Source organism: Nocardioides daedukensis (genome assembly GCF_013408415.1).
GTDB lineage: Bacteria > Actinomycetota > Actinomycetes > Propionibacteriales > Nocardioidaceae > Nocardioides > Nocardioides daedukensis.
Genome location: NZ_JACCAA010000001.1, coordinates 79,465 through 98,393, shown reverse-complemented (window position 1 = coordinate 98,393; position 18,929 = coordinate 79,465). Strand labels below are relative to the sequence as shown.

The window sequence follows — 18,929 nt, the reverse complement described above, 5'->3', positions numbered from 1 at the left end:
CCAGTTAACCAACCTATTGTTTGTTTATCCGTTGCAGTGCTCTCGGGCACCTTGAGGAGTGAGATTGATGAGCGATCCACGACCACGGGTCGAAGGAACCGACCCGCCACAGGTGATCGGTGTGGCCTGCACCGACTGCGGTCACCCAATGCCCACGCCCCGGCCACGATGCGCCGATTGCGGCGGCCGGGTCGTCGAGGCCCGGTTCGGGCCCGCCGGAGTGGTCTGGTCCTCGACCGTGGTCCGGATCGCCGTCGGTGACCGAACCCCTCCCTATGCCCTGGCCTACGTCGACCTCGACGAGGGCCCACGAGTGCTGGCCCACGTGCGCGGCTCGGACACGGCCCCAGCGGTCGGCAGTCGGATCCGCCTGGTCGAACCGGTCGAAGGCGATGTCGTCGTGGAGGTCGAGTCATGAGCGTGTGGATCACTGGTGCAGGCACCTCGCACTTCGGCAAGCAGCCAGACCTGTCCGTGGCCGAGCTGGCGTGGCAGGCGATCGGCGAGGCCCTCGATGATGAAGGCGCTGACTCGACGCATCCGTTCGACGCGGTCTTCGTGGGCAGCGTCTTCGGTGAGCCCGGCGTGGCCATGCGCGTGTTGCAGGGCTTCGCGATCACCGGTGTCCCCATCGTGACGGTCGAGAATGCCTGCGCCAGCGGCACCTCCGCCCTGCACGAGGCTGCTGTCGCCCTGCAGAGCGGTCGCTACCAACGCGTCCTCGTGCTCGGCGTGGAGCAGATGACGCCCTTGTTCAAGGGGCCGATCATCCCCCAGCAGTCGGACACGGAGGGCCGCACCGGACTGGCCATGCCGAGCATGTATGCGATGGAGGCCAGCAGGTGGCTCCACGAGGGACGCACCACGCTCGAGCAGCTCGCGGCGGTCTCGGTGAAGAACCACCGCCACGCCATGCACAACTCGCGAGCGCAATATCGAGGCGAGTACACCATCGAGCAGGTGCTTGCCTCGCCGATGATCTCCGACCCGATCACCCTGCTGCAGTGCAGCCCCATCTCCGACGGCGCGGCCGCAGTGGTCCTCTCCAGCACGCGCACCTCGGCACGCGACGTGGAGCTGCTGGCCACGGCGCAGCGCTCCGGCGGACCGTGGGACCACCGCAGCACCGACGTGTGGGGCTACCGGCTGATCCACGACACCGCCCGAGCGGCGTACGACGTTGCCGGGCTCGGACCCGAGGACGTCGATGTCGCCGAGGTGCACGACGCGTTCACGATCGGTGAGCTGACCACCACCGAGGCACTCGGGTTGGTCCCCCAGGGCCAGGCCGGCGCCAAGGCTGCCTCGGGAGCCACCGCGCTCGGCGGAGACCTTCCGATCAACCCGTCCGGCGGCCTGCTCTCCCGCGGTCATCCGCTCGGCGCCACCGGCGTCGCCCAAGTGGTGGAGATCGTCTGGCAGCTCCGCGGCGATGCCGGCCAACGCCAGGTCGACGGTGCCCGAGTTGGCCTCGTCGAGACGATGGGTGGCGGCGTGTCCGGAGTGGACGGCAACGCCTGCGTCGTGGCGCTGATGAAGTTCGACAACGCGAAGGGAAACTGATCATGGCCAACGAGCCGACCACCCAGGCACTCCTGGACGAGATCCTGGCACCGGAGGCCGTCAGCGACCCCTACGCGTTCCTGGGCATGCTGCGCGAGACCGACCCGATCCACTGGAACGCCCGCTATCGCTCGTGGGTGCTGACCCGGCACGACGACGTCGGTGCGGCGATGTCGGACCAGCGGTTCTCCTCCGACCGGATCTCCCCCGTCATTGCCCGTGAGCGACGCAAGGAGCGGCCCAACCTCGGACTCGTCGAGACACTCGAGCTCCTCAACGGCTGGCTGGTCTTCCGCGACCAGCCCGAGCACACCCGGTTCCGACGCCTGGTGCACAAGGCGTTCTCTCCGCGAATCATCTCGGCAATGCGCTCGGAGGTCGAGCAGATCGCCGACGAGCTGCTGGACGAGGCGCGGGTCAAGGCCGGCCAGGAGGGCGTGATCGACCTGATCCACGAGGTCGCCTATCCCCTGCCCGCGATCGTGATCGCGAGCATGCTCGGCGTGCCGCCCGAGGACCGGGTCAGGTTCAAGGACTGGTCGGACGACATCTCCGCGCTGGTCTTCGGCGCCCTCGAGGACCCGGACCGCCACGCCCGGGCCCAGTCCGGGATGAAGGAGCTGGTCTCCTACATCGAGGCATTGCTCGAGCGAGTCCGCGCCGAACCCGGCGACGACCTGGCCAGCGCACTGGTCCAGGCACGCAGCGGCGACGAGGCGCTGAGCGACGCCGAGCTGGTTGCGATCTGCGTCAACCTGCTCTTCGGTGGCCACGAGACGACGACCAACCTGATCGGCAACAGCGTCCTGGCCCTGACTCGGCACCCGGACCAGGCGGCACTGCTGCGCGAGCAGCCCGACCTGATCAACCAGGCGATCGAGGAGCTGCTCCGCTATGACGGCCCGGCCAAGGCGGTCGTCCGGATCGCGGCCGAGGACATCGAGATGGGCGGCAAGACCATCAAGGCCGGCGACCGGGTCTTCCTGATGCTCTCGGGGGCCAACCACGACCCCGAGGTCTTCGACGACCCGGACCAGCTGAACATCCTTCGTGAACGGGGCTCGCACCTCAGCTTCGGCACCGGCGTGCACTACTGCCTCGGCGCCGTCCTGGCCCGGCTCGAGGCGAGTATCGTCATCTCCCGGATCATCGAGCGCTTCCCAGACATCGCGCTGGCCGACGAGGAGCTGTCATGGAATGCCGTCATCCTGACCCGCGGGCTCACCAGCCTGCCGGTCCGGCTCAATGCTGAATAACCCCGTGGGCCGCACCCCGGCGGAGATCTTCGGTCTGCAGGGTCGAGTCGCCATCGTCACCGGCGGCTCGTCCGGCCTGGGTGTGCAGTTCGCGCACACCCTGGCCGCCGCGGGCGCCGACGTCGTCCTCGCTGCTCGACGTGTCGACAAGCTCCGCGAGGTGGCGACCGCTGTCGAGACCAGCACCGGGCGCCGTTGCCTGACCGTGGCCACCGACGTCTCCCGTCCCGGGGACTGCGAAGCACTGGTGTCGCAGGCGGTCGACGAGCTCGGCGACGTACACGTCCTGGTGAACAACGCGGGCATCAGTCGGACCAATCCGGCGCACCACGAGGCGCCCGAGGACTTCACCTCGGTGCTCGACGTCAACCTCAGCGGCGCCTACTACATGGCCCAGGCGTTCGCCCGCCACTGCATGGCTGCCGGCCACGGCGGCAGCATCGTCAACATCTCCTCCGTGCTCGCGATCAGTGGCACCACGACCCCGCAGGCCGGCTATTCGGCCTCGAAGGCCGGGTTGTTGGGCCTCACCCGTGACCTGGCCCTGCAGTGGTCGGGGCGCAAGCAGATCCGGGTCAACGCCCTGGCTCCCGGCTACTTCGAGTCGGAGCTGACCCGGCCGTTGCTGGACAACCCCGACGCGGCCGCAGAGATCACCGGGCGTACGGCGCTGGGCCGCCTCGGCGAGTCCGATGAGCTGTCCGGCGCGCTGTTGCTGTTGGCCTCGGACGCCGGCTCCTACATCACCGGAGTCACCCTGGCCGTCGACGGAGGCTGGACCCTGCACTGAGGCAGTGCAGTCACGGGGCGAACGCCACCGGATCAGGACGCACCACAGGCTAGAAATGACACGCGGGTCCTTCGCCCATGATGGGCGAAGGACCCGTTGTCGTCCCAGTCCGGTCAGTCCAGGCCGAGCGCCTTGCGGGCAAGGCGTTCACGGCGCGGCATGTGCTGGTGGTCCTGGAACTGCGGCATCACATAGCGGGCGAAGAGCTCCAGCGAGCGGTTCCAGCGGTCGGTGGTCACCCAGTCGCGCCCGTTGATCAGGAACGTCCCGAAGTCGCCGACGTCCTCACGGATGTGGTGGATCTGCTCGACACAGTCCTCGGGGCTACCGATGATCCACGGGACGTTCTCCACCATCCACTCGAAGGTCAGCTCCGGGTCGGCCATCTCGGCATCCAGCTTCATCAGCGCACCGAGGCCGAGTCCGAGCAGGTAGTCATACGACATCTTCACGCCCGCGCGGATCTCGTTCATGGCGGTGTTCTTGTCGCTTGCCACGTAGACCTCGCGGCTGATCCGCCAGTTCGCCATCGCCTGGTCGGCATCGAGCGAGGCGTCGGCGGCCCCCTTGAGGATGGCGTTCTTGTGGTCCGCCAGGTCCGGCATCGGGTTCTTCTCGGCGAGCAGCGGCGCGAAGTAGACGCTGAGCGGGATCCACCCTCGGTTGCCGCAGCGCTCGAAGTTGTGCGTGCCGGTCAGGCCGGCGACGGCCATCGGCGGAACGACCTGGTAGGGCCCGACCTGCAGTTGCCGCTCCTCGTAGTGCCAGAAGACGCCCTCGTGGGTGACCGGCTCCGTCTCGGTGAGCAGGCGCCAGATGATCTCCAGGGACTCGTTGGTGCGCGGCGTTGCCTCCTCGGGCGCCATCTGGAAGAGCGCCTTGTCGGTGGGCAGCCCGCCGCCACCGAAGCCATAGATCAGCCGGCCGTGGGTCAGGTGGTCGAGGAAGGCCATCCGCTCAGCGACCAGGAACGGGTCCTGGTAGGGCAGGTTCACCACTCCGGTCCCGAGCCGGATCCGGCTGGTGACCGCAGAGGCCTTGGCGATCATCAGCTCGGGCATCGGGACGTTCTCGTAGCCCCCGGTGTGGTGCTCACCGATCCAGTACTCGTCGAAGCCCAGGGACTCGGCCAGGACGATGTCGGCGATGTCGCGGTCATAGGACAGGGTCCAGTTCTCCCGCGGCGGGTGCTCGGGCATGGTGAAGATTCCGAACTTCATGGTGTGCCTCTCTACGTTCTTCTGGGTCGGGGTCGGGCTGAAAAACCTTGGTGTGAAGATCGAGTGCTAGACGCCGGCGAGGGTGCGGAAGCGGCTCCCGTGGAAGACCAGTGGCTCGACGTTCGCGTCGAAGCCGAGCTCATGGACGCGCAGCAGGACGATGGCGTGGTCCCCCGCCGGCACGACGGTGTGGATGCCGCAGTTCAGCCACGCGGCGGCGCCGTCGAGGAAGATCGAGCCGCTCTCGTCGTGCTCCCACGCCACGCCCTCGAAGCGGTCTCCCTCCGGGCGGGCCAGCTGACGGCACTCGAGGTCCTGGCCACTGGCCATCACGCTCACGCCCATCCGGAGCACGGAGCGGAGCTGCCGCCAGGTCTTCGAGCGGTTCTGGATGCAGACCGAGACCAGTGGCGGGTCCAGGGACACGCACGTGAACGAGCTGGCTGCCATGCCGACCGGCTCGCCGTCGATCAGCGCGCACACCGCGGTGATGCCACTCGGAAAGCAACCGAAGGCGGCCCGGAGCTCTGCGGGGCCGACCTCACCCGAGGGCATCTGGATCATTCCGTCCATGTTCACTCCGATGTCGTGAGGACTGATGTCGTAAGCAACCATAAGGTAGGTTAACTACCGTGTGTCAAGGGTCACACAGGAGAGAAAGGTCCACAAGTGCATCTCGACCATTCCGCCACCGGCGGCACACTCGCCGACGTCGACAACTTCCGCGAGCTCGACGCCCGGATTCCCCGATCCACTCCCCCAGCCGACGTCCAGGACTGGCTCGACGGGCTCGGCGCCACTCGCGACGGCGAGCACGTCTGGGTCCCAGTGGGGGCGCTCAGTCGGATGGGACGACCGAGCGACCCGAAGTGGATCAGCCAGTTCGACAAGATGATCGCCTATGCGGACGGCGCCGGCTGGGTGCGCACCGATGGAGACACCAAGCTGGTCCGGGCGCACGTCGTCGAGCCCTGATCCATGCAGTCGCTGGAGCCTCCGGTCACCGGATCACCCAGTGGGCGCGGGAGCGCCGCGTCGCTGTCAGCACACGTTGCCAGTCGATTGTTTGGTTACCAATGAGCGGCACACCATGTGTGCCGGACGTGCGCGTCGAGCGCGGGCGCCGGACGTGGGGGCCGGGCACGGGCGTCCCGCCTCGCGCACGGCCACGCTGACTGTTCGAGCGTTCAGAGCAGGGTCTTCAGGCGCACGTCCGGGTCTCGGGCCAGGTCGGGGTCGAGAGTGACACCCGCGGCCAGCGCACGGCGTACGGCGACGAAGTCGGCAGCCGCGTTGACGCACTCGCAACCAACGAGTTGACCCTGCCGATAGAGCAGGAGGGTGAAGGAATCACCTTCGAGCGAACCGCGCAGCACGACCTGGTCGTGGCCGCGCGGTGCGCCCGCCATCTGCAGCTTGACGTCGAACTGGTCGGACCAGAACCACGGCACGGCCTGGTGGAGACGTTCCGTGCCCAACAGCGTGGCCGCGCCGACGGCGGCCTGGTCCGTGGCGTTCTGCACCGACTCCAACCTCACCCCCGACGTGCGGTCCAGCGGGTGCGGCATCACGGTCGCATCGCCGACTGCGACAATCTCGGGGTCACTGGTACGGGCGCGCTCATCGACCACGATCCCGCCGTCGACGGCCAGCCCGAGCTGTTCGGCCAGCTCTACCCGGGGTTCGACGCCGATGCCGACCACGACCAGGTCCGCGGGCAGGACCGCGCCGTCATCGAGGACCACCGAGTCGACAGCACTTTCGCCGCGAAGCGCGACCACCCCGGCGCCGAGGTGGACCGAGACCCCACGGCGTTGGTGCAGCTCGGCGAACCAGCCGGAGAGGGTCGGCGTGGTGGCTCGACCCATCAGGCGGGGTCCCGCTTCCACGACACTGACCTCGACACCGCGCTGCGCCAGGACGGCGGCCGCTTCGAGCCCGATGAACCCGCCACCGACCACCACGGCACGGCGTACGCCGGGGAGCCGCTGCTTGAGCTGCTCGGCGTCCTCGAGATCACGCAGGTAGACGACGCCCGCCAGGTCGGCGCCGGGGACCGCCAGGCGCCGGACCCGAGAGCCGGTGGCGAGTGCCAACCTGTCGAAGTGCAGCTCGGCACCGTCCTCGGTCAGCGCCACCCCGGCGAACGCGTCGATCTTCTCGATCCGCGTGCCGAGGAGGAGCTCGATCCCCTTGGCCTCATAGAACGAGGCGGGACGCAGTGCCAGCGAGGCCACCGTGGCCGCACCGTCCAGATAGGCCTTGGACAGGGGCGGGCGGTGATAGGGCAGGTGCGGCTCGGCACCGACCACAGTGATCGGACCGTCGTGCCCACCGTCGCGGAGCGCGGCCGCCAGCTGCACCCCGGCATGGCTGGCCCCGACGATGAGGATCCGCGCGCTCACAGCTGCTCCGGTGCCACTTCGACCGACAGGCCGTCGAGCTCGGCAGACATCTTGATCTGGCAGGAGAGGCGACTCTCCGGTCGCCGCTCGGCCATCGCACCGTCCAGCATGTCGTCCTCCAGCTCCGAGACCTCGCCGAGGCGATCGATCCACGGCTCCCGGACATAGACGTGGCAGCTGGCGCAGGCCAGCGAGCCACCGCACTGGCCGACCACTCCCGGGACGCCGTGCGCCACTGCGGTCTCCATGACAGAACGCCCGTCCTCCGCGTCGATGACGTGCTCTGTCCCCTGCGGGTCCATGTAGCTGACGGTGGGCACACCTGCTCCTAGCGGGTTTGGAAGTCGTTGCCGAAACACGTTACCAAACGAATGGTAGGAATAAAATGCCTCTTGCGCTACCTTGTCCCTCGACAAATCGCCGTCGGCGATCCCAGAGCCACAGGAGTGTCCAGTGCCCCGACCGAGCAGGTGGGACGACGTCGTCTCAGCCGCCGCACGCGTGTTCAGCGAGAAGGGGTTCGGAGGTGCTTCCCTCGAGGATGTCGCGAACGAGGTCGGGATGCTCAAGGGCAGCCTCTACAACTACATCAAGAGCAAGGAGGACCTGCTCTTCGCGATCGTGCGACCCAACGCGGAGGAGCTGCTCGACCGGACCCGCAAGCTCAAGGAGGCCGACCTGCCGGCCTCGGAGAAGCTGCGCCAGATCGCAGAGATCCACTTCGAGATCATCGATCGCCAGCTCCCCTACGTCACCGTCTATGTCCAGGAGATCGCCGGCAAGGGCCTCTCCCCCGAGTGGACCGCGATGGACCGCGAATATCTGACCCTGGTCGCCGACGTGATCGCCGAGGGCATCGAAGAGGGTGACTTCGCCGAGTCCACCGACGCCCGGATGTCGGCCCGCGCCCTGATCGGTGCACTGAACTGGGCCACCCGCTGGTACCAGCCCGGAGGCCCTGCCCAAGCAAGGGCTGTGGCCGGACAGCTCGCCGGCATCTTCCTCGGCGGGCTGCTCGCGCGCCGGCGGGGCTGACCCAGCCACTGGGCCCTCGGTTCTGGGCTCATACCGCCGAGCCCGGCAATCGGGTGCGGCGATCATGGACTCCTGAGCGTCTCAGGAGTCCTGCGCACTCACGCCTTCTCGCTCAGCGCTTCACGCTCAGGGCCTGCACCGGGCAGTCGGCCACCGCATCCTCCAGGTCCTCGGTGGCCGGGACCCGCTCCGCGACCACCTGCGCCTTGCCGTCGACCACGCTGAAGTGCTCGGGATCGATCATCGCGCAGGTCCCCGATCCCACACAGGCGTTGGTGTCCACGTCGACGTGGACCTCGTTGTCGAGCTCGTTCATCACGCCACTCCTTCCCGCCAGCCTTCGACGACCGATTCCACCGACAGCTCTTGTGCTGCCGGTCACAGTGATGCACAGTATAACCAGCCGATCGGTCGGCTACGCGATCAGATTCGGTCCGACACCTCGGCGTGGCCGGACCACCCGAGAAGGAGGCGCGCACATGGCGACCAAGCAGGGTCCGCAGTCAACTGCTCTCGATGACCGGGGCTTTCCCCGCTTCTGGGACGAGGAGCGGGAGACCATGCCGCGTGACCAACGCGACGAGCTGGTCCTGGCCCGGATGCAGCACCAGCTCCACTACGTCTATGAGCAGCTGCCGTTCTACCGTCGCCACTACGACGCCCACGGGTTCCACCCCGACGACGTGAAGAGCCTGGCGGACTTCACCAACAAGGTTCCCGTCATCACCAAGAAGATGCTCGTCGCCGACCAGCTGGAGCACCCGCCGTTCGGCAGCTACACCGCGACCACCTCGATGGCCGACATCGCCCGGATCCACGGCTCGTCCGGCACCTCCGGCGTGCCCACTCTCTATGCCGTCAGCCAGAAGGACTGGGACCGCGCTGCGGACGTGCACGCCATGGCCCAGTGGTGTGGCGGCATCCGACCCGACGACCTGGTCCAGGTCGGCTTCCCGTTCGGCCTGTTCTTCGGCGGCTGGGGCACCGTCCAGGGCGTGGAGCGGATCGGCGCAGCGCTCTTCCCGCTCGGTGTCGCCGAGTCCGAGAAGCACCTGGAGTTCATCCAGCGCCTGCAGCCGCGGGTCTTCAGCGGGACGCCTTCCTACTGCATGCACCTGATCTCCGTGGCACAGAAGATGGGGATCAACCTGCGCGACTCCTCGGTCGAGGTCCTCCTGGTCGGTGGTGAGCCCGGTGGCAGCCTGCCCGGGACCCGCCAGATCCTCGAGGAGGCCTGGGGCGCGACCCTGATCGACGCCGGCTCGACCTCGGAGATGTACCCGTTCCAGACCAACGTCGGCTGTCCGTCCAAGTCCGGCACCCACCTGATCACGGACGAGGTCTTCACCGAGATCGTGGACAAGGACGACCTCAACGTGGCGGTGGACGACGGCGAGCGTGGCGCGATCATCTACACCCACCTGTGGCGCGAGTCGCAGCCGATGATCAGGTTCGCCCCGGGCGACGAGTCCTACATCTCCCACGAGCCGTGCGGCTGCGGCCGGACCTACCCCCGCCTCCCCGAGGGCGTGCTGGGCCGGCTCGACGACATGCTGGTGATCCGCGGCGCCAACATCTTCCCCAGTGCCATCGAGACCGCACTGCGCAGCGTCGGTGGCTTCGGCCCGGAGTTCGAGATCCGGGTGACCAAGCGCGGCGCCCTCGACGAGATCTTGGTCCGCGCCGAACACGACCCCGCGGTTTCGGCCACCGCCGGCTCGCACGACGAGCTCAAGGCGCAGGGTGAGGTGATGCTGAAGCGGATGACCGGCATCCGGGTGCCGATCGAGGTGATCGAGCCCGGGTCGCTGCCTGCGACCGTCTTCAAGGCCCGGCGCGTCGTCGACGAGCGTCCCCGTCCCTGACCCAACCCTGCGGAAGAAGAGCCTCCACGTGCAGATCTCAGACAATGTCGCGTTGGTCGCGGGCGGCGGATCCGGTCTCGGCCGGGCAACCGCACTGCGCCTTGGCGGCGCCGGAGCGACCGTCGTCGTCCTCGACCTGCCCACCTCTCCGGGCGCCGACGTCGCCCGCGAGCTGGGAGCGCGCGGTCACTTCGTGGCCGCCGACGTCACCGATGCCGACCAGGTGCAGGACGCGGTCAACACAGCAACCGGAGCCGGCACCCTGACCATGGTCGTCAACTGCGCCGGCATCGGCGTCGCCCGACGCGTGGTGGGTCGCAACGGGGCCTTCCCGCTGCACGACTTCGACCACGTGCTGCAGGTGAACCTCGTCGGTTCGTTCAACGTGCTGCGGTTGGCGGCCGAGGCGATGGTCGCCCAACCGATGGACGGCGAGGAGCGCGGCGTGGTGGTCAACACCGCCTCCGCCGCGGCCTTCGACGGACAGATCGGCCAGGCGGCGTACTCCGCCTCCAAGGCCGGGGTCGCCGGGATGACGCTGCCCCTGGCTCGCGACCTGGCCTCGCACAGGATCCGGGTGAACACGATCGCACCCGGGTTCTTCCGGACCCCGTTGGTCGACCTGCAGCCCGCCGAGGTCCAGGAGTCATTGATCTCCCAGGTGCCGCACCCGGCCCGCGCCGGGGAGCCCGACGAGTTCGCCGCACTGGTGCAGCACATCATCGAGAACCCGATGCTGAACGGCGAGACCATCCGGCTGGATGCCGCCATGCGGATGTCGTCGCGCTGAACCGCCTCGACCCAGCACACCGATCCAGTGCCAGACGAAGGACGATCAATGAACAGCCCCCTGAAGGGTCACCCCTCGACCCACGGTGACAGCTATCAGCTGAACACGACGAACCTGTTCCGCCAAGCGGTGGTGACGCACCCTGAGCAGGAGATCCACCACCGCGACGGCGACGGACAGTGGCGCACGACGACGTACGCCGCCACCTGGGAACGCATCGCACGCACCGCCCACGCACTCGACGACCTCGGGGTGCGGCCCGGCGACGTGGTGGGTGTCCTGGACTGGAACCACCTGCGCCACTTCGAGCTCTACTGGGCGATCCCGGGCACCGGAGCGGTGATGCTGCAGATGAACCTGCGTCTGGCTCCCGACGACCTGGCCTACGTGGTCGAGCACAGCGGCGCCACCGTGGTCTGCGTGGACGAGAGCCTTCTCCCCCAGGCCGAGGAGCTGGCCAGTCGCTGCCCGGGCGTGCGCCGGTGGGTGGTGATGAGTGACAAGGGGCCCGACGAGATCAGCACGACGTTGCCCGACCCGGTCCACCACGAGACGCTGCTGGAGCGCCAGGCCACGACGTACGACTGGCCGGTCATCGACGAGACGTCGGCCTACAGTGCCTGCTACACGACCGGCACCACGGGTCGTCCCAAGGGCGTGTTCTATTCGCACCGGGGCATCGTGCTGCACACGATGATGTGGGCTGCCGACCAGGCGGTGACCGATCGGGACTGCGTGCTGATGACCACGCCGATGTTCCACGCCCAGTGCTGGGGACTCCCCCAGGTCGCCGTCCAGGCACGCAGCCGGGTCGTGCTGCCCGGGCGCTACAGCGCCGAGCAGATCCACATCCTGGCCGACGCCATGGTCCGTTTCGAGGTGACCGTCACCAACGGCGCCCCGGCCATCTTCACCCCGATGCTGGAGCACCTGCGCACCCTCGACCCGGCGCCCGACCTGTCCCGGGCGCGGATGATCTCCGGAAGCACGGAGCCACCGCTGAGCCTGATGCGCGGCTACCAGGAGCTGACCGGGGCACGCATCATCCACGGGTACGGCGCGACCGAGACCACGCCGCTGATCACCAGCAACCGGGTGAAGCCGTCACTCGATGAGGTGCTCAGTGCCGACGAGCAGTGGGACCTCAAGCGCTCCCAGGGCCTGCCCGTCGCTGGCGTCGACATCCGTCTGCTCGGACCCGATTCGACCTTCCTTCCCCACGACGGCACCTCGGTCGGCGAGATCTGCGTCCGCGGCCCGTGGGTGACCGAGAGCTATTGGCGGGCCGAGGACAACGACGAGAAGTTCCACCGCGGCTACTGGCGCAGCGGAGACCTCGGCGTGATCAGCCCCGAGGGTTATCTGAAGATCACCGACCGGCTCAAGGACGTGATCAAGAGCGGTGGTGAGTGGATCTCCTCGATCGACCTCGAGAACGCGCTCGTCGAGCACGACGCCGTCCGGGAGGCAGCCGTGATCAGCGCGCCGCACCCGCAGTGGCAGGAGCGCCCGGTCGCGCTCGTGGTTGCCACGGACCCGGCGGGCGTCGACGAGGAGGACCTGCGCGCACACCTGGCGGAGCGGTTCGCCAAGTGGCAGCTCCCGGACCGGATCCTGGTGGTCGAGCAGCTGCCACGCACCGGGGTGGGCAAGGTCGACAAGAAGACGCTGCGCAGCGATCACTCGGGGATCTACGAGTCCTGAGGCGTATGACGCACGCATGCTCGGCCGCCTCATTGGGCACCAAGTGGACATGGAAACCATCCACGTCTTCTGGGCCGCGAGCCTGATCGCCGCCGGCTGGCTCCTGCCGATCGGGATCTGGCGGATGATGGCCTATCGCTCCGGGCAGGTCGACCACACGTCCGGCATGCGCGGAGTCGCCGTGATGGCACTCGGGCTCGGCATCTTCGCCACCGTGATGTTCGTGGTGCTGACGATCTGGATCGCCTCAGGCAGTTGAGCTCGTGCTCGCCAGCACGAGCGCATAGTCACCCGACGCGTCGGTCCACAGCTCCTCCAGCTCGAACCCGGCCTCGACCAGCTCTGCCTCGATGCCCTCGGAGCGGAACTTCGCGGAGATCTCGGTGCGCATCTCCTCGCCCTCGGCGAAGGCCACGTGCAGATCCAGGGCCGGCACCTGCACGAGCATGGAGCGAGTCGCGCGCAACCGCATCTCGATCCATTCGTTCTCGGCGTCCCACACCGCGACGTGCCCGAAGGCCGCCGGGTCGAAGTCTGCGCCGAGCTCGCGGTTGAGCACGGTGAGCACGTTGCGGTTGAAGGCTGCGGTGACGCCGGCCGAGTCGTCGTACGCCGCCACGAGTCGCGCGGGGTCCTTGACCAGGTCCACTCCCAGCAGCAGGCTCTCCCCCGGTTCCATCCCGCGGGCCAGGTCGGCCAGGAACGTCGCCCGGGCCGGCGGAGGGAAGTTGCCCAGGGTGCCTCCGAGGAAGGCGACCAGCCGGGTGCCCAGGTGCGGGAGCCGGTCGAGGTGGTGGTCGTAGTCGGCCACCGCGCCGTGCACGGCCAGGCCGGGATAGTCCCGGCGCAGGGCCTCGACGGCCTCTCGCAGCGCCGAGGCGCTCACGTCCACCGGGACGTAGCCGGCCAGGCCACCGGTGTCGCGGAGCGCGTCGAGCAGCAGCCGGGTCTTCTCCGATGAGCCGGAGCCGAGCTCGAGCAGCACGTCAGCCCCGGCCCGCTTGGCGATTGCGCCGGCATGCTCGGTGAGCAGGGCGTGCTCGGTGCGGGTCTGGTAGTACTCCGGGAGCCGGGTGATCTGCTCGAACAGCTCACTGCCGGTCGCGTCATAGAAATACTTCGGTGGCAGCGTCTTCGGCGTCGAAGTGAGACCAACCCGGGCGTCGTGCTCCAGGCCTTCGCGCAGGTCTCCGGGCTGGAGGAGGACGTCGATGTCGATGTGTTCTTCGTTCATGCGGGGGCCCCTCCGTCGGCCAGGCGGACACCGGTCACGGGCCAGCGGGCCCCGGCCGGGAAGAAGTTGCGATAGGACGAGCGCGCGTGGCCGGGCGGCGTGAGTGCGCAGCCACCGCGCAACACCATCTGGCCGGACATGAACTTCCCGTTGTACTCGCCGATCGCACCGTCGGGGACCTGGAAACCGGGATAGGGCAGGTAGGCCGACGAGGTCCACTCCCAGCAGTCGCCGAAGAGCTGTCGCAGTCGGCCGTCTGGTGCACCGGCAACCCTGGGGTGGAAGGACTCGAGGTCGGCGAGGTTGCCCTCGACCTCGTGGTCGCGAGCCGCGTGCTCCCACTCGGCCTCGGTGGGAAGGCGCTTGCCGGCCCAGGTCGCGAAGGCGTCGGCCTCGTAGTGGCTGACGTGGCAGGCCGGCAACGACGGGTCGACCGGCCACGTGCCGTGCAGCGTGTGCTCGAACCACTGGCCGTCGACCTGTGACCAATAGGCCGGAGCCGTCCACTCCTCGGCCTGCACCTTGCCCCAGCCGTCCGAGAGCCAGAGCGCGGGGCGCTGGTAGCCGCCGTCCGCGATGAACTCCAGCCATTCCCCGTTGGTGACCAGTCGGTCGGCGAGCCGGTAGGGCTCGAGCCACTGCTGGTGGCGCGGCAGCTCGTTGTCGAAGCAGAAGCCGGGCTCAGAGGTGTCGCCGCTGTGCCCGATCTCGACCAGGCCGCCGGCGACGTCCACCCAACCCATCGGTCCGGGATCACCTGGAGGCGCCGGTCGGCCGGCATAGACCGGCTGCAGCGGGTTGAGCGAGAGCACGTGCTTGATGTCCATCAACAAGAGCTCTTGGTGCTGCTGCTCATGGTGGAAACCCAGCTCGACGATCGGCGCCAACTTGGTGAACGTGCCGTCGTCGACGCGGTCCAGCAGGTCACGCATGCGGTCGTCGACGTTGCTGCGATAGTCGGCCACGTCGTGGGCGCCGGGCCTGCTGATCACACCACGCATGGGTCGTGAATAGCGTGGCCCGATCGCCTCGTAGTAGCTGTTGAAGAGGAACCAGTACTTGTCCTGGAACGGCGCGAAGTCGGGCTCCTGGTCGGCGAGCACGAAGGTCTCGAAGAACCAGGTGACGTGAGCGCGGTGCCATTTGGTGGGCGAGACGTCCGGCATCGACTGGACCGTCTGGTCCTCGGGCGTGAGCGGGGCGGCGAGGCGCTCGGTGTGGGCGCGAACCTGGTCATATCTGGCCAGCGCACTGTGGGCAACGGTCTTCACAGAAGAAACGTTCACGGTGTTCATCATGGCACCCCGACAAACTGCGCGGCAGGGCTGAAGTGGTGCCGGGGCGATGGCTGGGTACCGGTCACTTTGCAGTTCCAGCCGACGAGAGGAACCCCATGATGAAACTCAGTCACGTCCCGTTGCGACTCGCGACCGGCGCATTCATCCTCAACAGCGGATTGGCCAAGCGTGGACTGCCACCCGAGGCTGCGGAAGGCATGCAGGGCATGGCCGCCAATGCCGTGCCCCAGGTCAAGGGCATGCAGCCCGAAGCGTTTGGCAAGGCCCTCTCGACCGGCGAGATCGCCCTCGGCGTCGCACTGCTCGCGCCGTTCGTGCCCTCGGCGGTCGCCGGCGCCGCGCTGACCGCCTTCGGCGGTGGACTGGTGAAGATGTATCTCAGCACCCCCGGCATGACCGATGACAGCGGTGTTCGTCCCACCCAGGACGGGACCGCGATCGCCAAGGACATCTGGCTCGTCGGCGCTGGGCTGACGCTGCTGATCGACGGGCTCACCCCCGGCAAGTGATCGGCTCATCGATACCCGGCCTCGCCGGGTAGGTCGTGCGCGTCACGCTCCTCGCGAGCCGTCCGATAGGCCGGTGCACGCAGCCTGCGCACCCAGTTGTAGTGGTCCAGGCCGGGGAGCGAGGCCTGCTCGATCGGGTCGAACGACGGATTCCCGGGCTGGGGCTCGAAGAGCTCCAGGTCGCCGAACGTCTGCCAGGGGCCGGTCAGCGTGGCACAGAGCAGCGTGAAGCGACCCTCGTCGGCGGGCACGGCGGCCAGCATCACCGGGCCGTCGGGCCCGCGGTAGGGAAGCAGGCAGGTGTGCACGTGGCCGGTCGCCGATCGGGCCGGGGCGAGCATGAACCGCGTCATCGCACCCGCCCCGGTGGTGGCCAGCAGCAGGTCGGCCTGCCCGTCCGGGACCCGGGTCCGGATCGCGATGCCCTTGAAGTCCGGCCAGCCGTCGGGCAGTCCGACGGCGGCGGAGAGCCGGACGAGCGCCTGGTCGATACCGGACTCGTCGAGCCAAGGCACTCCCATCGGCTCGGTCAGGCCGTGGCGGGTCAGCTTGGCGGTCCACACCTGGCCGCGCGGGTGCAGTGGCTTGGCGGCCGGACGCAGATGCGCGATCGCCGAGGTCGCCCCGGCAAGGGCCGCGCCGCCGATCCTCGCGGCCGCGCCGACGGCGATGGTGCCCAGCGCGGGCAGGCGACTGGAACCGGGTTGGGCCAGGCCGGTGACCATCACCAGACGGGCTCCGGCCAGGTGGAGTACGGCGTGCTGGTCGCGAGCGGACACGAGGGCCTTCCCTTCACAGATGATCCTTGCGGACCCGGCAGGTACCCAGATGACCGATCGCGCACACGACACGCGCTGGCTGGGCCTCCTCGATCAGCGAGGCACGGAGGCGCAGCGGATGCAGGTGCGGGCGACCGGACGGGCCTCGAGGCGGCCCTCGCCGATCGGTTCCCCGCACACCTCGCAGGTGCCATAGGTCCCGGCCTGCACCCGTTGCACGGCCGCGGCGATCTCGTCGAGGTGTCGCCTGGCCTGGCGCATCAACGACGCCACCTGGGAACGCTCGAAGGCGATCGTCGCGCCCTCGGGATCGTGCTCGTCGTCGGCGTTGGTGTCGCGCGAGGCGGCCACCACCTCGTCATGGTCGTGGACGAGGTTGGCCAGCCGGTCGAGCGTTTCCTGCCGCTCGGCCTCGAGGCGATCGAGTGCTGCATCCATCCGGTCATTGTGTCCCGCTCCGCAAGAGCGCGACGGTGCGAGAGACAGGGCACGACCGGCACGACACGGGTACGACCACCGGTTGGGCCGTATGACGCCCAAGGTGTCGGGTACCACTACGGCATGACCCAAGACACGACCCAGGAAATGACACATAACGCTGCCCCTCCCCAGACCGCGCCCGAGCCCGAGCCGGTCATCGAGCCCGACGACCCGGAGACCCCGGAGCTGGATCCGGACGGCCATCCCGAGGTGCAGCCTCCGCTCGACCCCCTGCCCGAGGGATATCAGCAGGAGAACGCCGAGACCTCCTTGGACCAGCCCTCGGAGAGCTCGGACTAGATCCAGATGACGAGCAGCACACGACACCGCGGGAACACCGCGGATCCCCGGGATCATGGCCGTCACTCGGACGAGGCGACCCACGACGCCGCGGACAAGCCGGACTCCCCCACCGACCTGACCAAGCCCTCGTGGTTCTACATCGCTCGCAAGACCGCCCGCGAGTTCATCGACGACGAGTGCACCGACCTCGCCGCCGCGCTCACCTACTACTCGGTCCTCGCGCTGTTCCCGGCCACCATCGCGATTCTGTCGCTGGTCGGATTGGTCGGGCAGGGACGCGACACGGTCGACACGTTGCTTCAGATCCTGCGCGACGTCGGTGCAGGAGGCGCGGCGGAGACGATCGAACCGACCCTGGTCGAGCTGAGTGCGACGCCCAACGCGGGGCTCGGCCTGATCGTCGGTCTCGCCGCGGCGCTGTGGACCGCGTCCGGCTATGTCGGTGCCTTCGCCCGCGGCATGAACCGGATCTATGAGATCGACGAAGGTCGACCGATCTGGAAGCTTCGTCCCGCGATGCTGCTGGTCACCGTGGTCACCGTCCTGCTCACCGCCCTTGTCGCGCTCAGCCTGGTGCTCACCGGGCCGGCCGCGCAGGCGGTCGGTGACGCGATCGGGCTCGGCTCCGTGGCGGTCACCGTCTGGAACATCGCCAAGTGGCCGGTGATGCTGGCGGTGGTGATCGGCATCGTGGCTCTTCTCTACTACTCCACGCCGAACGTGAAGCAGCCGAAGTTCCGCTGGATCAGCACCGGAGCCGTCGTCGCGATCCTGGTCTGGATCATCGCCTCGGCGGGCTTCGGCTTCTATGTCGCGAACTTCTCCAGCTACAACAAGACCTATGGCTCGCTGGCCGGTGTGGTCGTCTTCCTGCTCTGGCTGTGGATCACCAACCTGGCGCTGCTCTTCGGCGCCGAGTTGGACGCAGAGCTGGAGCGTGGCCGTGAGTTGCAGGCCGGGATGCCTGCCGAGCAGACCATCCAGCTCCCGCCCAGGGACACCCGCAAGAGCGACAAGGCCTCCAAGAAGGAGGCCGAGGACATCGCCCGGGGCCGCCGACTGCGGGTCACTCGCGGACGGGACCAGGACCTGCCCGACCAGGAGTGATCAGCACAGAGTGATCAGCCTGCACTAGTCAGCACAGGCTGGCCAGCACAGGCTGATCACCGCACTCTCACATCTCCGTGCGGGTCGAGCTTCCGTCGCCGGCGATGAGGTCGAGCGCCACACCCAGGTGCAGCTCCTGGAGTCGGGACAGCTGGCTCTTGCCGCGACGGAGCAGCTCGTCGAGATGGTTCGGGTCAAGCCGGCCGTCGTGGTCCGCCACGGCACGGAGCAGCTCCCAGCCGCTCTGCTTGCCGTTGACCGCCGTGCGCAGGGCCTCCAGCTCGAGAACATCGGTGAGCGGAGAGCGACGTACGATCCGCCCGTTCGGCTTGAGTCGGGACACCAGCTCTCCCGCGCGGGCACCGACACTGGCGACCAGGGACGGGGTGGCCCCGACCGAGAGCATGATGTTGCGCAAGGACTCGCGGTCCTCGCGGACCTCGGTGGCCAACCGGCCGATCTCCGCGGCCACCCGGGGGTCGCCGTGCGTGTCGGCCGCCCGCTCGAAGAAGTGCACCCCTGCCGAGGCGCCGGCCCAGTGGTGCTGCAGCTGCCCGTGCAGCAGCTCGTCGTTGATCGTGGGCATCTTGA

General features: G+C 68.4%; 23 protein-coding genes. 13 read left to right on the top strand and 10 right to left on the bottom strand.

Annotation, left to right across the window (positions count from 1 at the left end; all coding sequences use genetic code 11):
- The first annotated feature begins 67 nt into the window (after window positions 1-67).
- Genes BJ980_RS00540 through BJ980_RS00525 form a run of 4 tightly spaced genes read left to right on the top strand, consistent with a single transcriptional unit; the run spans window position 68 to window position 3,609 of the window.
- On the top strand, window positions 68-418 hold the full coding sequence (locus tag BJ980_RS00540; protein WP_179500497.1) for a Zn-ribbon domain-containing OB-fold protein: 351 nt from the start codon (window positions 68-70) through the stop codon (window positions 416-418).
- Window positions 415-1,563, top strand: coding sequence for a thiolase family protein (locus tag BJ980_RS00535; RefSeq protein WP_179500496.1), 1,149 nt, complete (start codon window positions 415-417; stop codon window positions 1,561-1,563). The genes BJ980_RS00540 and BJ980_RS00535 overlap by 4 nt, the downstream gene beginning before the upstream one ends.
- A 2-nt stretch (window positions 1,564-1,565) precedes the next feature.
- Window positions 1,566-2,819: a cytochrome P450 gene (locus tag BJ980_RS00530; RefSeq protein ID WP_179500495.1), complete on the top strand. Its 1,254-nt coding sequence runs from the start codon at window positions 1,566-1,568 to the stop codon at window positions 2,817-2,819.
- Window positions 2,820-2,823: 4 nt separating this feature from the next.
- Entirely contained in the window at window positions 2,824-3,609 is a 786-nt protein-coding gene (locus tag BJ980_RS00525) for a glucose 1-dehydrogenase (protein ID WP_218855365.1), read from the top strand.
- A 113-nt stretch (window positions 3,610-3,722) separates the two neighbouring features.
- Here the strand turns inward: BJ980_RS00525 and BJ980_RS00520 are convergent, their stop codons facing one another.
- Together BJ980_RS00520 and BJ980_RS00515 are read right to left on the bottom strand one after the other, a co-directional pair.
- Window positions 3,723-4,829 carry an LLM class flavin-dependent oxidoreductase gene (locus BJ980_RS00520; RefSeq protein WP_179500493.1) on the bottom strand — a complete coding sequence of 369 codons (1,107 nt, stop codon included), beginning with the start codon at window positions 4,827-4,829 and terminating at the stop codon, window positions 3,723-3,725.
- A gap of 66 nt (window positions 4,830-4,895) precedes the next feature.
- Window positions 4,896-5,402, bottom strand: coding sequence for a flavin reductase family protein (locus BJ980_RS00515; RefSeq protein WP_218855364.1), 507 nt, complete (start codon window positions 5,400-5,402; stop codon window positions 4,896-4,898).
- Window positions 5,403-5,498: 96 nt separating this feature from the next.
- On the opposite strand from BJ980_RS00515, the gene BJ980_RS00510 reads away from it, so the two are divergent.
- Window positions 5,499-5,804 (top strand): hypothetical protein, encoded by a 306-nt coding sequence (locus BJ980_RS00510; protein ID WP_179500492.1) that lies wholly within the window; start codon window positions 5,499-5,501, stop codon window positions 5,802-5,804.
- Between the two features lie 212 nt (window positions 5,805-6,016).
- Here the strand turns inward: BJ980_RS00510 and BJ980_RS00505 are convergent, their stop codons facing one another.
- The gene (locus tag BJ980_RS00505; protein WP_179500491.1) at window positions 6,017-7,234 is read right to left on the bottom strand and encodes an FAD-dependent oxidoreductase; all 1,218 of its coding nucleotides are present in this window, start codon (window positions 7,232-7,234) and stop codon (window positions 6,017-6,019) included.
- The gene (locus BJ980_RS00500; RefSeq protein WP_179500490.1) at window positions 7,231-7,554 is read right to left on the bottom strand and encodes a 2Fe-2S iron-sulfur cluster-binding protein; all 324 of its coding nucleotides are present in this window, start codon (window positions 7,552-7,554) and stop codon (window positions 7,231-7,233) included. Before BJ980_RS00500 ends, BJ980_RS00505 begins: the two co-directional genes overlap by 4 nt.
- A 133-nt stretch (window positions 7,555-7,687) precedes the next feature.
- Here BJ980_RS00500 and BJ980_RS00495 point away from each other — a divergent pair, with 133 nt between their 5' ends.
- On the top strand, window positions 7,688-8,269 hold the full coding sequence (locus tag BJ980_RS00495) for a TetR/AcrR family transcriptional regulator (RefSeq protein ID WP_179500489.1): 582 nt from the start codon (window positions 7,688-7,690) through the stop codon (window positions 8,267-8,269).
- Window positions 8,270-8,381: 112 nt separating this feature from the next.
- On the opposite strand, the gene BJ980_RS00490 is transcribed toward BJ980_RS00495, so the two are convergent.
- Window positions 8,382-8,585, bottom strand: a complete 204-nt coding sequence (locus BJ980_RS00490) for a ferredoxin (RefSeq protein ID WP_179500488.1) — start codon at window positions 8,583-8,585, stop codon at window positions 8,382-8,384.
- 163 nt (window positions 8,586-8,748) lie between these two features.
- Here BJ980_RS00490 and BJ980_RS00485 point away from each other — a divergent pair, with 163 nt between their 5' ends.
- From BJ980_RS00485 to BJ980_RS00470, 4 genes are read left to right on the top strand one after another with little or no spacing between them, the layout of a single operon-like run.
- Entirely contained in the window at window positions 8,749-10,134 is a 1,386-nt protein-coding gene (locus tag BJ980_RS00485) for a phenylacetate--CoA ligase family protein (protein ID WP_179500487.1), read from the top strand.
- 28 nt (window positions 10,135-10,162) lie between these two features.
- Entirely contained in the window at window positions 10,163-10,924 is a 762-nt protein-coding gene (locus tag BJ980_RS00480; protein WP_179500486.1) for an SDR family NAD(P)-dependent oxidoreductase, read from the top strand.
- Window positions 10,925-10,972: 48 nt separating this feature from the next.
- A complete protein-coding gene (locus tag BJ980_RS00475) occupies window positions 10,973-12,628 on the top strand; it encodes a long-chain-fatty-acid--CoA ligase (RefSeq protein ID WP_179500485.1) in 1,656 nt (551 codons plus the stop codon).
- Window positions 12,629-12,677: 49 nt separating this feature from the next.
- Window positions 12,678-12,887 (top strand): hypothetical protein, encoded by a 210-nt coding sequence (locus BJ980_RS00470; protein ID WP_179500484.1) that lies wholly within the window; start codon window positions 12,678-12,680, stop codon window positions 12,885-12,887.
- Here BJ980_RS00470 and egtD read toward each other — a convergent pair.
- Both egtD and egtB read right to left on the bottom strand, forming a co-directional pair.
- Window positions 12,876-13,862 carry an L-histidine N(alpha)-methyltransferase gene (egtD, locus tag BJ980_RS00465; RefSeq protein ID WP_179500483.1) on the bottom strand — a complete coding sequence of 329 codons (987 nt, stop codon included), beginning with the start codon at window positions 13,860-13,862 and terminating at the stop codon, window positions 12,876-12,878. The genes BJ980_RS00470 and egtD overlap by 12 nt on opposite strands.
- Complete coding sequence (gene egtB, locus BJ980_RS00460) at window positions 13,859-15,148, bottom strand: ergothioneine biosynthesis protein EgtB (RefSeq protein WP_343047610.1); 1,290 nt, start codon at window positions 15,146-15,148, stop codon at window positions 13,859-13,861. Before egtB ends, egtD begins: the two co-directional genes overlap by 4 nt.
- 107 nt (window positions 15,149-15,255) lie before the next feature.
- Here egtB and BJ980_RS00455 point away from each other — a divergent pair, with 107 nt between their 5' ends.
- Window positions 15,256-15,669, top strand: coding sequence for a hypothetical protein (locus tag BJ980_RS00455; RefSeq protein ID WP_246279897.1), 414 nt, complete (start codon window positions 15,256-15,258; stop codon window positions 15,667-15,669).
- A 5-nt stretch (window positions 15,670-15,674) separates the two neighbouring features.
- On the opposite strand, the gene BJ980_RS00450 is transcribed toward BJ980_RS00455, so the two are convergent.
- Window positions 15,675-16,448: a hypothetical protein gene (locus BJ980_RS00450; protein ID WP_179500481.1), complete on the bottom strand. Its 774-nt coding sequence runs from the start codon at window positions 16,446-16,448 to the stop codon at window positions 15,675-15,677.
- Window positions 16,449-16,541: 93 nt separating this feature from the next.
- A complete protein-coding gene (locus BJ980_RS00445) occupies window positions 16,542-16,886 on the bottom strand; it encodes a TraR/DksA family transcriptional regulator (protein ID WP_179500480.1) in 345 nt (114 codons plus the stop codon).
- A gap of 123 nt (window positions 16,887-17,009) precedes the next feature.
- On the opposite strand from BJ980_RS00445, the gene BJ980_RS00440 reads away from it, so the two are divergent.
- Both BJ980_RS00440 and BJ980_RS00435 read left to right on the top strand, forming a co-directional pair.
- A complete protein-coding gene (locus tag BJ980_RS00440; protein ID WP_179500479.1) occupies window positions 17,010-17,228 on the top strand; it encodes a hypothetical protein in 219 nt (72 codons plus the stop codon).
- A gap of 6 nt (window positions 17,229-17,234) precedes the next feature.
- Window positions 17,235-18,338 carry a YihY/virulence factor BrkB family protein gene (locus BJ980_RS00435; protein ID WP_218855363.1) on the top strand — a complete coding sequence of 368 codons (1,104 nt, stop codon included), beginning with the start codon at window positions 17,235-17,237 and terminating at the stop codon, window positions 18,336-18,338.
- A gap of 67 nt (window positions 18,339-18,405) precedes the next feature.
- Here BJ980_RS00435 and BJ980_RS00430 read toward each other — a convergent pair whose 3' ends face one another.
- Window positions 18,406-18,924: a hypothetical protein gene (locus BJ980_RS00430; RefSeq protein WP_179500478.1), complete on the bottom strand. Its 519-nt coding sequence runs from the start codon at window positions 18,922-18,924 to the stop codon at window positions 18,406-18,408.
- Window positions 18,925-18,929: the final 5 nt, after the last annotated feature.